The organism is Chitinophaga sp. LS1 (assembly GCF_034274695.1).
Lineage (GTDB): Bacteria > Bacteroidota > Bacteroidia > Chitinophagales > Chitinophagaceae > Chitinophaga.
On the sequence record NZ_CP128362.1, the window covers coordinates 2232581 to 2246191 of the forward strand.

Consider the following 13611-nt stretch of genomic DNA (forward strand, 5'->3'; position numbering starts at 1 on the left):
AATTCGTTATCGCAGATTTTGCCATCTGCGTGGGCATTATTTCTCTTTACCTTAACAAATTAAAAATACCCTAAAACCTGCATCCCGCACCGCTTTCCACATTCAGCGATGGGTACATGAATTTAATTCGTATTTTTACGGCTTCCCTTTAAATTTTTACCCATCAGTTCCTGATGGTAATGTGGATTTTTAATATACATAATGAAGGCTAATTACTTAGACGAACTGAATGAGCGGCAGCGCGAAGCAGTTGAGCATATCAAAGGCCCGCTGATGATCGTAGCGGGTGCTGGTTCCGGTAAGACGAAAGTACTTACCACCCGTATCGCCCACCTGCTCCACAATGGTGTAGATGCTTTTAATATTCTCTCACTGACCTTTACCAACAAGGCAGCTAAAGAGATGAAGGAACGTGTGGAAAAAATTCTCGGCGGTACCGAAGCCAGGAACCTCTACATCGGTACCTTCCACTCCGTATTTGCCCGTTTGTTAAGGGCCGAAGCACATCGCCTCGGTTACCCCAACGACTTTACTATTTATGATGCTGACGATGCGAAAAGCGTACTGAAAACAATCATAAACGAGCAAAATCTGGACGATAAACATTATAAACCTAATATGGTCTATAACCGCATATCCTCCGCCAAAAATAACCTCGTAGGCCCTGAAGAATACCAGCACGATTACGCCATCCAGCAGGAAGATATGAGGGCCAACCGCCCCATGACCGGCAAGCTGTATGAAATGTATGCCAAACGCTGCTTCAAAAACGGCGCAATGGACTTCGATGACCTGCTCTTCAAAATGTACCAACTCCTGAAGAACTTCCCCGAAGTACTGCACAAATACCAGCACAAATTCAAATATATCATGATCGATGAGTACCAGGATACCAACCCTGCTCAGTACGAAATCATCAAACTGCTGGGCGCTGCACATGAAAATATCTGTGTGGTGGGAGACGATGCACAAAGTATCTACTCCTTCCGTGGTGCTACCATCCAGAACATCCTCCAGTTCGAGAAGGATTACAACGATGCCAGGGTGGTAAAACTGGAACAGAACTATCGTAGTACCAAATCCATTCTCCAGGTTGCCAACGATGTGATCGCTAACAACAAAGGACAGATCGAAAAGAACCTGTGGACAGACAATCCAAATGGTGAAAAGATAAAACTGGTGCGCACCATGACCGACAATGAAGAAGGCAAATTCGTAGCCGAAACCATTGCCGAACAAAAACTGCGCAACCACTACGCAAACAGGGATTTTGCTATCCTGTACCGTACCAATGCACAAAGCCGTGCATTTGAAGAAAACCTGCGCCGCAAAGCTGTACCGTACCGTATCTATGGTGGTATCTCATTCTATCAGCGTAAGGAAATCAAAGACTTCGTGGCTTACCTGCGCATCGTGATGAACCCATCCGATGAAGAAAGCCTGAAACGCATCATCAACTACCCGATCCGCGGAATTGGTAAAACCACTGTCGAAAAAGTAGTGATCTTCGCCAACGACCACAATATCACCTTCTGGAACGTGCTGGAAAGAGCGCAGGAATTCGGATTTAAAGGAGGTACACTGGAAGCTATTGAGAACTTCGTGACTATGATCCGTAGTTTCCAGGCTATGCAGGGTAAACACAATGCTTACGACATCGCCGTACAGGTGGGTAAGTCTACTAACATCGTCAAAGAACTCTTCAACGATAAAACGACCGAAGGTCTCGCCCGCTACGAGAACATCCAGGAGCTCCTGAACTCTGTGAAGGAGTTTACCGAAACACCTACTGAAGATGGTGAGCTGCTGGAAAAATCACTGGGTACCTATCTACAGCAAATCACCCTGCTCACCGATGCTGACAAAGGCAACGACGAAGACAGTGATGTGGTGAAACTCATGACGATCCATGCTGCAAAAGGCCTGGAATTCCCGGTAGTATTCAGCGTAGGTCTGGAAGAAAACCTTTTCCCAAGTTCCCTCTCTATCAATTCAAGAGAAGAGCTGGAAGAAGAACGCCGTCTTTTCTATGTGGTGATCACCCGTGCGAAGGCAAGATTGTTTCTCACTTATGCAAACAGCCGTTACCGCTTCGGTCAGCTGGTCAATAATGAATCCAGCCGTTTCCTCGAGGAAATGCCTGAGCAATACATTGACCGCAGCTATGCAGGTGGTGGTGCTGTAGGTACCAGAAGCCCGATCAACAGTGGTGGTGGCCTATGGGGCAATGGCGGTGGTAGCAACATGTTCGACCGTATGCAGAAGAAAACACCAGGTAGCCAGTCTTCCCAGCCTGTTGCCGGTCCACGCCCTGCACCTAAACCCGTTGCCAACGGTGCTGCCAGCACCCATGTGCCTACTGCCGGTTTTACGCCGGACGATCCGGCTACTATGGAAGCTGGTATGGATGTGGAACACCAGAAATTCGGTTTTGGTACCATCCTCAATATGGAGGGAGCACCTAACAATCGTATTGCAACCGTTGTATTCCCTAAGGGCGGCGGGGAGAAAAAGATTATGCTGAACTATGCACGATTGATGATCGTAAAGAAATAATGCAGACTGCTATTCTCTTAAAATTACGTCATTACTGTGCCTATCAGGAACGCAGCCACAGCGAGGTGAAAACAAAATGCCTTGAGCTGGGGCTGCATGGTGATGAGATAGAGGAAGCTATTGCAGCGCTGATTGCTGACAACTTCCTGAACGAAGAGCGATTTGCCCGTGCCTATGCCGGTGGTAAATTCCGCTCACAGAAGTGGGGACGCAAAAAGATCCTGGCAGGCCTCAGGCAACACCAGGTATCTGCTTACTGCATCAAAAAAGGCATGGAAGAGATTGATGATGAGGATTATATGGATGTGCTGCAATCGCTGGTGGAGAAGAAATATGCGTCTCTGGAAGGAGAACAATACCTGAAAAGACAGTACAAGACGACCCAATACCTGTTACAAAAAGGGTTCGAACCCGAGCTGGTAAGTGAAACCCTTAGACAAATTGCAAAAGATGGGCTATAATTTTAAAAGTTTTTAGCCGAAGTCATCGTAATTTTATGCAATTAGAAACCGATAATTTATGTCAGATCTGAAAGTAACACTTATACAGACCAAATTGCATTGGGAAGACATTGATGCTAACCTGAACATGTTCAATGAAAAAATTGATAGCATCAAGGAAAGAACCGAAGTAGTAATCCTTCCTGAAATGTTCAGCACAGGCTTCAGCATGCAGTCTGAAAAGCTGGCAGAAAAGATGGATGGCAAGGCAGTGCAGTGGATGGCTAAAAAAGCAGCAGAGAAAAACATCATTATCGGCGGAAGCCTGATCATCGAAGAAGATGGAGAATATTACAACCGCTTCATCTGGATGCAGCCAAACGGCGTAGCCGGTGTTTACGACAAACGTCACCGCTTTGCATATGCCGGTGAAGATAAACACTACTCAGCTGGCGATACCCGCCTGATCGCTTCCGTAAAAGGGTGGAAAATATGCCTTAACATCTGTTACGACCTGCGTTTCCCCGTATGGCAGCGTAACCAGATCAATAGTGACACCAATGCGCCTGCATACGACCTCCTCATCAACGTAGCTAACTGGCCTGAGCGCCGTAGCACCGCCTGGAAAACACTGATTCAGGCACGTGCCATCGAAAACCAGGTATATGCAATTGGTGTGAACAGGGTAGGAGACGATGGTAATGGCATCTACCACAGTGGTGACACCAGCCTCATTGACCCACTGGGTGAAATATTATACAGAAAGAGTCACGACGAAGATATTTTTAGTACTACACTTGAGCGTGCCAAACTGGACGACATAAGGGAGAAAATTCCTTTCCTCAGGGATGCTGATAAATTTCAGTTGTTTTAATGTTACAAGCTATTCATCATATTGCAGTGATCTGCTCAGACTATGAGCGGAGTAAGCAATTCTATACGGAAATACTCGGATTGGAAATAATCCGTGAAGTATACCGGCTGGAACGAAAATCGTACAAGCTGGATCTTGCATTGAATGGGCAGTATGTGATCGAACTATTTTCATTTCCTGATCCCCCGCCCCGGCCATCCCAGCCGGAGGCGAACGGTCTGCGTCACCTGGCATTTGCAGTGTCTGATATCGACAAGGCCGTGGCTCACCTGAAGACCCACGATGTAATCACAGAGCCTGTTCGTATTGACCCCCATACCGAAAAGAGGTTTACATTCTTTACCGATCCGGATGGGTTACCACTGGAGCTATATGAACAGTGAGCCCGGCGGATCATAAAACATAACCCATGCTGAATGCGTATAGCAATTGCAGGATATTCACTGGCGACAACTGGCTCGAAGACCATGTAGTACTTTCGGAAAACGGTAGGATCACTGATATTGTATCCCAAAAAGCAATTCCCGCCCACGCTACAATCCATGACCTGAACGGTGCTGACCTGGTACCCGCATTCATTGACTTACAGATTTACGGTGGCAATGGTCGTTATTTCCCTGTCTTACCGGATGTGGAATCTATCAAAGCGACGTATGAATATTGCAAAGCTGGTGGTGCAGCTTACTTTATGATCACCATTCCTACACAATCACCTGAAATTATTCTACAATCTATCGCTGCTGTAAAGGAATATTGGGAACAGGGAGGAGAAGGATGCTTAGGCCTACACCTGGAAGGTCCTTATATCAGCCCCGAGAAGAATGGAGCACACCTACCGAAATACATCAAAGCACCTACTTCAGAAGATATAGACTGGATATTAACACATGGCGCCGGTATCGTAAAAATGATGACAGTGGCGCCTGAGCGTTGGGACCCTGCACTCATCAACCGCCTGCAGGAAGCAGGAGTGCTGGTATCTGCAGGTCATAGCAATGGTACCTACCAACAGCTTTACCAGTCATTTGACAATGGTATTACTACCTGTACACATCTCTTCAATGCCATGTCTCAACTGCAAAGCAGGGCACCCGGTATGGTGGGGGCTATCTATGATCATCCGCATGTACATGCGAGTGTGGTAGCCGATGGTATACATGTAGACTTCAATACTATCCGCATCAGCAAGAAGATCATGGGCAACCGTCTGTTCCTGATCACCGACGCTGTAGCAGGTAGTCATGGAGAGGACTATGGATTTCATTGGAATACCGAAAGTGGTCGTTATGAAGATGCGAATGGCACCTTATCCGGTTCTGCACTCACCATGCTGGAAGCTGTACAGAACTGTATTGCACAGGTAGGTATTGCACCTCAGGAAGCTTTGCGAATGGCGGCAGCTTATCCTGCGGTAGTAGCAGGACTCTCTATGGAGCTGGGCCGCATCGCCCCTGGATTCCGCACAGCCATGCTGGTACTGGATGAAAGGTGGGCCTTACAGCAACTTATCTTATCTTAGCGGCTTTAACCAGTTAATTCATGGGCATTCTACGCTACTTTACCAAGAATCAATATAAGAACCTTTTCCTGTTGGTCTGGTTCCTGCTTTGCTTGATACAGGCAGGTTATACAGAACTGATGGATGATGAAGCTTATTATTGGGTGTATGCCCATCACCTGAGCTGGGGGTACTTCGACCACCCGCCGATGGTCGCAGTGTTGATCAAACTGGGTTATGGCCTTTTTCACAATGAATTTGGTGTACGAATCGGCATGGTGATCCTGAACCTGGGGACCATTATCGTTACTGATAAACTTATTCCCCGCAAGGATAACCGCCTCTTTTACCTTTTGTTGCTGGTAATGGGCGCTATGCAGCTGGGTGGTATGCTGGCTGTGCCTGATGTGCCGTTGATCTTCTTTGCAGCATTATACTTTTACATCTACAGAGCGTTCCTCGAACAGCAAAGCTGGAGAAATACTTTCCTGCTGGCATTGAGTATGGCGCTGATGTTTTATAGCAAATACCATGGGGTATTGCTGGTAGGATTTACTGTGCTCTCTAACCTGAATCTCCTGCGGGTATTCAAGTTTTATATAGCTGTAGCCATCACTACGATCTTATTCTTTCCGCATTTATACTGGCAATACACACATAATTTTCCTTCCCTGCAGTATCACCTGATAGAAAGGAATGCCTCCGTTTATCAGCTGAATTTTACGATAGAATACATCCTTGGGCAGATCCTGTTATTTGGTCCGCTGGCAGGTTGGTTAGTGTTGTATTATGCTTTTGTATGTCCCATCCAGAGTGCTTTTGAAAGAGCGTTGAAGTTCTGTACAATCGGGGTGCTGGTGTTCTTCCTGTTCAGTACATTCAAGGGCAGGGTAGAGGCTAACTGGACAGTAATGTTGTTTACACCAGTGATGGTGTTGGCGCATCAGTCAGTAAGAAGAAAGAGATCTATTCGTCGTTCACTGAAAGTGATTCAATACCTGGCGCCTGTTACATTGGTACTTGTATTCGTTGCCCGTGTATACCTGATATGGGACTTCATGCCTGGTGTAAATATCCGTCCTGAAATACATCATAACAGGGAGTGGGCAAAGGCCTTGCAGGAACATGCCGGTGGCCGTCCGATCGTATTTTTGAATAGTTACCAGCAGCCTTCCAAATACATGTTTTATAGTGACAATGGTTTGGGGTATAGTATCAATAGCCGGTACAACCGCCGTAGTCAGTATAACTATTGGGAAACGGAAAAGCAGCTGTGGGGTAAACAGGTAGAAATTACCTACTCAACGGAGCTTATTCCGGTGACGGATAGTTTCAATACCTCAAAAGGATTGGTGAAATTCCATTTACAGGATCCTTATTATTCCTATTCGCTGATCCAGTTTAAAGCAGCTATGCAACAGGTGAAAGTAAAGCCAGGTGCAACTATGGGATTCCTGTTGCAGGTGGATAATGGGTATCATGAAGCTGTACCTGTAGATACAGCGAATGAAGCGGTAGTAGGGTATGCTTTTACGCAAAAAGATTTAGAAATACCTGCGGTAAAAACAGTGCTGACAATCAGTAAAGCAATAGAACGAAGAATAGTGAGAATAGAGGTACAAATGCCTGATAAACCAGGTACGTACCAGTTGAAATTCTGTGTATTTGCGGGCGTATTACCGCCCACACATAATAGCCAGGCAGTCAAAGTTATCGTCCAATAAAACCCAATGCACTGTCATTAAAATGGCAGTCACCAAAAGGGCGGTCAGCTTCGCTGACCGCCCTTTTGGCTTTCTGAGGCTGACCAAAAAGCAAAATGAAGGTCCTGACAATTGCTTAAACGATGACAGGGCTCCATCAGGTACCCGAATAAAATGAGGCTGACCATTACTTTTTGGTCAGCCTCAGAGTGATTTTAAAAATGATATCACCTGTCCCCGTTCCCCCGCCGTCAACTCAGTAAACTTCCCCTTCACCTTCGCCGCCTCCCCATCATGCCACAACACAGCCTCTTCCAACGTCCTCGCCCTTCCATCATGCAAATAAAACGGCGTCCCATTCGTCTTCTCAAATAACCCCACACCCCACAGCGCCGGCGTTTTCCACTCACTACCACCCGCTCTGAAATCCGGTCTGCCATCCGCCAGTCCATCACCCATATCATGCAATAACAGATCTGTATAAGGATGTATACGCTGATTACTTAAATACGGATACCGCACATCCACCCCAGTTTGAATCGTTGGAATATGACAATTGGAACACCCCACCTGTGCAAACAACTTTTCACCCGCCATGATATCTGTATTGGTTGTATTCCTCCTGGCCGGCACCGCCAGAGACAACAAATAAAACTCCACTGAATTCAGCAACGAATCCGCCAGCTCCGGATCATCATTCAGGTTATCCATCTGTGGTTGTCCAAACGTACTTTCCTGTGGAAAGATCCTGTTCGTAATCCCCATATCCTGCTGATACGCTGCCGCTGCTTGTGTAAGGATCGTAGCGGTATTCGCCTTCATCCCAAACCGACCTAACATCATTTTTTGTTGCGAAGAATCATATACATAATTAGGTCTTCCACTTATACCATCTCCATTTGCATCATTTTCATCTGCAAAAGATAGGATCGTCGATTCAGGAATGTTGACCAGCAATCCCAACCCAAAGAAAGGCGGCGCCATACGTGGCGACACCATCAGGTCCACAGGTAGTGAAGTATAAGGATTGACGAAAGTATAAGTGGGTTTACGTAGCGTAGTAACTGTACCATCGGGATATGTAAACACCTGCTCAGTATAGGTGATCTTCACAGAAGCTTCTGCTGTCTTCCCGAACACTGCCAGATCCTGCAATTGTAAACCAAATCCCGGCACCGCCAGCGGCCCTCCATGTGCATCCGTACCAGGAATACTCAACCGCATCAGCATCGAGGATGTCACTGTACCTGTGGTAGGACTTCCCTTTCCATCGTTATGGTGACAGCTACGACAACTCACATTGTTGAAGATAGGCCCTAAACCACTATTGATAGTAGCCGGTGCTGTTACGAATGTCTGGTCTACGCTGTTATCGCCCAGGTCGTGTACATGCTGGTCATAGCTGCTCAGGCCAGGTATGACGTTGCCAAAAGCTTTGCTGGTCGCATCAAATACGGTAGCAGCGCCTCCGCTCAATCGCGGGTCATATTCCTCATCGCTGAAGGGAGCCGGTTTGGTACACATCATCAGCAATGAAGGGCTGGCTAATAAAGCTGCTGCTAAATAGATCTTCCTTATCCGCATTGAAAAGTATATTAAAAAAGTAGCCGGCCTTCGCAAGAAGTGCCGGCTGGTTCAAATCAATCTTTGATATTAGTGAGGATGAAATTCTCAAGATCGTCTTCAATGGAGCCTTTCAGCGTTACCAGGTTACTCATGGTGGTTGTGCATAAGCCTCTTTGGCTAATGATCGCTTTTTCATAAGGCATGGTGATAGCATCAAAAGAACCGATGGCTGCCTGGAACTGTTGCTGTATCTTATTGTCCAGGCTCAGGTTTTTAGCTGCTACCAGCGCATGGAGACTTTTACCATTGCTACCCAGAAAGGTTCCCATATATACGTCATAAGCACCCACAATATTGTTCTTGAAGTCAGTCGTTGAGTTACCGCTGAATGGTGATTCTACAATATTCGGATCCTGTGCATCATAAGGCTCCTTCATTTTAGACTCACCTACTTCTCCGCAGATGTCTGCCAAAGCCGCTGCCATAGCGGTAAAAAGGCTTTGCTTGGTTGGGAATGGCTGCGCACCTATACCTGCATCCATTACTTTTGCAGAGTAATTACCACCCGAAGTGATCCAGCTGTCACGCAGTTTAGTACAGGTATTTTTCAGGTCTATAGTCAAACTGGTAATGTATTTCTTTTCACGGGCAGTCAGGTCAGTGGCAGCGCGATTACCATCGGTACCCCACAGAATATATTCAATCGGGTGGTAACCTCTCAGAGAGAGTGTAGCCAGCCCTTCGATGTCAGCTATTTCCAGTGCATTGGAGCTATTGAGCAGAGAGTCCATTTGTACATAGTCAACCGGCCATGTATCCATATTTGGATCATAGTTATCATCTTCAACAGGGCCGAACAGGTAGCCTTCGCATTGTTCCCAGGTCTTACGCATATCTTTCCAGGCTGTCTTTGCAGCAGTCAGATTCGCTTCGGTAGGTGAGGAGTTGAGGGCAGTTACTACATTGTTGAAAGTAGTAGCTTTAGCCAGGAGGTCTTCATAGCCTGGAATAGCCGTTTTGTTTACAAAGTTTACAATCACCGAATCTTCCAGGGCAGCAAAATCACTGGTAGAAGTATCGTTGTCGCTGTTTTTGCTACAGGACAGGATAGTAAAGACTCCTACAGTGAATAGTAATACAAGTTTTTTCATGATGTTTGGTTATATATATATGATCAAATTGGTAGCCGTGGTTTCCGTTTGCAGCGTAGGAAGTGGTTTTTCAGCAGGGCCTTTTTTGACCTTACCGGTTTTATCATACTGGCTGCCATGGAGGCTGCACAGGTAGCCGTTGCCGGTAGGTACGAGCGGATTGTGCTGATGTGTACAGCGTAGTAGTAAAGCCTGATATGTATTGTCAGGGCTCTTTTGTACGGCTATTTCGTATTCGTAGTTTTTGGGGCTGATGATTTGTGCATTGCCTGCATCAAAGAGAGTCAGGGGCACAGTGACCTTACGGTCGTCAACAGTAGTTTTAAACCCTTTCTGTGTGGTGCCGCAGGCAGCCAGAAAGTCAGCTATAGAAAAAGATACAGCGCCCAGTACACAGATCTTGCAGGTATCTTTCAGAAAAGTTCTTCTGCCATTGTTTTCCATAAATCACGATTGTCAGAATGAGTAACCGATACCAATATTCAGGAGAGAGTTATTGACCTTGTAAGGAACCCGTGCAGGGCTTGGATTGATGACCAGTGCTGGGTTTTCAGCGCCGGTATGCAACAATCTCACATCTGCCTTGATCGCTATGTTGGGTATGGGCAGGTAGCTGAAACCGGCAATAATATGTTGCTGTTTCAGTTTACCATCGTAGATACCGTTCGACGGGATGGACGAATTGAGGTCAAGCATTTCATACCTGCCAAATACGTTCAGCTGTTGCTCCTTGTACTTCACAGATTTTTCCAGCAGGTTATAGGCCAGTTCGCCATAAGCACCGTACATCACCTTGGCCACGTTGTTGGCGTATGCCCTGTTTACATCAGCTGCATTGGGGAAGGAAATGATTGTACCAATTGCTTTGGCAGAGAATCCATTGCTGCTGTACATAATATCTGCTTCGCCCAGGTAGATGGGGAGGCTGAAGGTACCATGACTAAGTTTCAGACTATCCGACTTACGGGCATTGAGGCCATTGGTACCACCGGCATAACCGGATACCTGGAAGCGGAAGTTCTGCCAGTAGTATTGCAGGCTGGCGGTGACAGCGAGGTTATTGGCATAAGCGCCACTCCCTTCTGCCTTGCCATCTACCACACCCGAACCGTGAGAGAAGGTGGCGTCGTTCAGTCCATTGACCACTGCCAGTGTATAGTTGAGCGGTATACGGCGTGCCCTCCCGTAAAAGCCGATACCCAGTTCCCGCCAGGTAGCGGGGATCACGAGTTGCTCAACCATCGGTCTTTCTACACCATTGAAATTGACAGGGAGGTGGTTTTCGTTCAGGATACCGATGCGCGGCACGAACAAGCCAGCTACGATGTACTGGCGTGGATTGAGGCTAAATTTAAGGTAGGCCTGTTCCATCGAAATTTCACCGGCAAAGCCGTTGTCTACGGCATTGGGTTGAACTTTCGCATTTTCCAGTTCCATTTCGCTAAAGAAGGCGATTCTGGAATTAAACTGGTGTCCTACAAATAATACGACCCTTTCAAGCGTGGCGCGGGCCATTTGTTCATTCATATCACGCTGGTAGAACGCTGAGCCATAGCCGGAAATGACAGTTCTGCTGGAAGATGTACCTGCAGTCAGAGAATCTTCTCCGGTATTAAGGACTAATTTCTGCGCCGGCGTGATTTGTTGAGAGAAAATTGGTTGAAAGGAGATTACGATGCTGCCTAGTGTTAGGATCAGCGCATGCTTCAGTATCATGGAGTTGTTTTACAGAGAGACAAATGTCTACTGAAAAACAACGGGTTACATTACGCAAGACGGAAAATTAATGATCCAAAACGGAAATATTTGTTATCAAAAAAGCGCTTCGGAGAGAAGCGCTTTTTAAAATCAATGCTTTAGTGTTTTATTGCTTGAACGCATTCCATCCCTGCGCTACCAACTTAAACTTATTTCCACCTTTCGTAAGGATGTGTGCTCCTTCGCTGATATCTGCCATATACCCGATCACACTGATTTCTTCGGACAATACGATCTTATCATAGTCTTCCTGCTTCATGGTAAACAGCAGCTCATAGTCTTCGCCACCACTCAATGCACATGCGGTTGGATCCATCCCAAACTTCAGCGCCATTTCCTTACTCTCCTGTGCAATCGGGATCTTCTCTTCGTACAGCACCACGCCCAGGTTAGACTGCTTACAGATATGCAGGATTTCAGAGCTCAGCCCATCACTTACATCCATCATAGCTGTAGGCTTGATGTCGTTCTTCTCCAGCCACTCGACGATATTCTTTCTTGCTTCTGGTTTCAGCTGACGGCCTATGATATAGGTCTGGTCTTCCAGGTCGGGCTGCAACTGCGGACTTTCCAGGTAGATCTTCTTCTCTCTTTCCAGCAGGGTGAGACCCAGGAATGCAGCACCCAGATCGCCGGATACGCATAGCAGGTCGCCTTTTTGGGCAGTGGAGCGCCTCACAAACTGGTCAGGTGCTACCTCACCAATAGCTGTTACGCTGATGATAAACCCTTTCTGAGAGTTGGAAGTATCACCTCCAATCAGGTCCACACCATATTTCTCACAGGCGGCATATACACCTTCGTAAAACTCATTCAGTGCCTCCACCGAAAAACGATTATTGAAGGCAATGCTCACCGTAATATGGGTAGGCGTTGCATTCATGGCATATATGTCGGAGAGGTTCACCGTTACAGACTTGTATCCCAGGTGCTTGAGCGGGGTATACATCAGGTCAAAGTGAATACCTTCCACCAGCATGTCGGTAGATACCACTGTCTGACGGCCAAAGTGATCTATCACGGCAGCATCGTCACCCACACCCAGTACAGTACTGGCCTGCTGGATTTCAATATTTTTAGTCAGGAGATCGATCAGGCCAAATTCGCCTAACGAGTTTATCTCGGTTCTTTCTTCACTCATTGTTTTGTTCAGAATTTTCCATTAACGACATCTACCAGTTGCTGATGAATATTGCCATTGGTGGCAATCAGCGTGCGCTGGTAAGGTGAGTATCTATTGCCTTTAAAATCGGTTACTTTACCACCTGCTTCTTCCACGATAAGGAAGCCGGCAGCAGCATCCCAGGCATTCAGTGTATGCTCATAATAGCCGTCAAAGCGACCGTCAGCTACCCAGCACAGGTCAATCGCGGCAGAGCCGAGGCGGCGCACTGCCTGTCCTCTCTTTACGAAGTAAGCAAAAATATCTACCGGATCATTTTCACCACCTTCCCACTGGTAAGGGAAACCCGTTGCCATGCAGGCACTACCCAGATCTGTCTTCGCAGATACGTGAATAGGCTTGTCGTTCCGCGTAGCCCCTTTCCCTTTTTCTGCAAAGTAGAATTCATTCAGGAAGGGATTGTACACAGCTCCCAGTACCATTTCTCCATCTACCTCCACCCCAATGCTTACGCAGCAGATAGGAATACCATGAGCAAAGTTCACTGTACCATCCAGTGGATCAATAATCCATTTGGTGTTAGAGGTGGTTACCAGTTCACCCGACTCCTCACTGAGGATAAAATGGTCAGGGTAAGTATCCTGGATGACCTTGAAGATGGCAGTTTCTGCCCCTTTATCCGCTTCCGTTACCAGGTCATTGATGGTACTTTTGCTGCTGATCTGAAAAGCCCCGTTGAAATAATGCTGTAAAACTTGTCCGCCAGCCTGTGTTGCCTTGAGAAGGGTTTCTTTTAACATAGGGCAAAGGTACGTTTCAATTTTTTTACTGCCCATATCGTTTTTAGTAATATGTTTGTATAGGATTGCCAAGAGGGGACAAAAATTGGTAGTTGAATGTTCAGGCTGCTAACGGCCGGTCTGATAAAATTGAGTCTCCACC

At 46.6% G+C, this 13611-nt stretch carries 12 protein-coding genes; 6 read left to right on the forward strand and 6 right to left on the reverse strand.

All coding sequences use genetic code 11. The annotated features are described in order from the left end of the window. The first annotated feature begins 201 nt into the window (after window positions 1–201). The 6 genes from QQL36_RS09330 to QQL36_RS09355 are packed head-to-tail and all read left to right on the forward strand — an operon-like array spanning window position 202 to window position 7092. On the forward strand, window positions 202–2556 hold the full coding sequence (locus QQL36_RS09330) for an ATP-dependent helicase (protein ID WP_083724381.1): 2355 nt from the start codon (window positions 202–204) through the stop codon (window positions 2554–2556). Beyond that, the gene (locus tag QQL36_RS09335; protein ID WP_321569583.1) at window positions 2556–3017 is read left to right on the forward strand and encodes a regulatory protein RecX; all 462 of its coding nucleotides are present in this window, start codon (window positions 2556–2558) and stop codon (window positions 3015–3017) included. Before QQL36_RS09330 ends, QQL36_RS09335 begins: the two co-directional genes overlap by 1 nt. A 58-nt stretch (window positions 3018–3075) precedes the next feature. Beyond that, the gene (locus tag QQL36_RS09340) at window positions 3076–3870 is read left to right on the forward strand and encodes an amidohydrolase (protein ID WP_083724385.1); all 795 of its coding nucleotides are present in this window, start codon (window positions 3076–3078) and stop codon (window positions 3868–3870) included. Continuing rightward, window positions 3870–4253, forward strand: a complete 384-nt coding sequence (locus QQL36_RS09345) for a VOC family protein (protein ID WP_321569584.1) — start codon at window positions 3870–3872, stop codon at window positions 4251–4253. The genes QQL36_RS09340 and QQL36_RS09345 overlap by 1 nt, the downstream gene beginning before the upstream one ends. Window positions 4254–4279: 26 nt before the next feature. Further along, window positions 4280–5389, forward strand: coding sequence for an N-acetylglucosamine-6-phosphate deacetylase (gene nagA, locus QQL36_RS09350; protein WP_321569585.1), 1110 nt, complete (start codon window positions 4280–4282; stop codon window positions 5387–5389). A 20-nt stretch (window positions 5390–5409) separates the two neighbouring features. Beyond that, a complete protein-coding gene (locus QQL36_RS09355) occupies window positions 5410–7092 on the forward strand; it encodes an ArnT family glycosyltransferase (RefSeq protein ID WP_083724391.1) in 1683 nt (560 codons plus the stop codon). 183 nt (window positions 7093–7275) lie between these two features. On the opposite strand, the gene QQL36_RS09360 is transcribed toward QQL36_RS09355, so the two are convergent. The 6 genes from QQL36_RS09360 to QQL36_RS09385 form a co-directional block, all read right to left on the reverse strand. Beyond that, window positions 7276–8655: a di-heme oxidoredictase family protein gene (locus QQL36_RS09360; protein ID WP_083724393.1), complete on the reverse strand. Its 1380-nt coding sequence runs from the start codon at window positions 8653–8655 to the stop codon at window positions 7276–7278. A gap of 56 nt (window positions 8656–8711) precedes the next feature. Further along, window positions 8712–9788 carry an imelysin family protein gene (locus QQL36_RS09365; protein WP_321569586.1) on the reverse strand — a complete coding sequence of 359 codons (1077 nt, stop codon included), beginning with the start codon at window positions 9786–9788 and terminating at the stop codon, window positions 8712–8714. 9 nt (window positions 9789–9797) lie between these two features. Continuing rightward, window positions 9798–10232, reverse strand: a complete 435-nt coding sequence (locus QQL36_RS09370) for a ubiquinol-cytochrome c reductase iron-sulfur subunit (protein WP_083724397.1) — start codon at window positions 10230–10232, stop codon at window positions 9798–9800. Between the two features lie 12 nt (window positions 10233–10244). Continuing rightward, entirely contained in the window at window positions 10245–11504 is a 1260-nt protein-coding gene (locus QQL36_RS09375) for a hypothetical protein (protein ID WP_321569587.1), read from the reverse strand. A gap of 148 nt (window positions 11505–11652) precedes the next feature. After that, window positions 11653–12687, reverse strand: coding sequence for a thiamine-phosphate kinase (thiL, locus tag QQL36_RS09380; protein ID WP_083724401.1), 1035 nt, complete (start codon window positions 12685–12687; stop codon window positions 11653–11655). A gap of 8 nt (window positions 12688–12695) precedes the next feature. After that, window positions 12696–13469, reverse strand: a complete 774-nt coding sequence (locus QQL36_RS09385; RefSeq protein ID WP_179091170.1) for an inositol monophosphatase family protein — start codon at window positions 13467–13469, stop codon at window positions 12696–12698. Window positions 13470–13611: the final 142 nt, after the last annotated feature.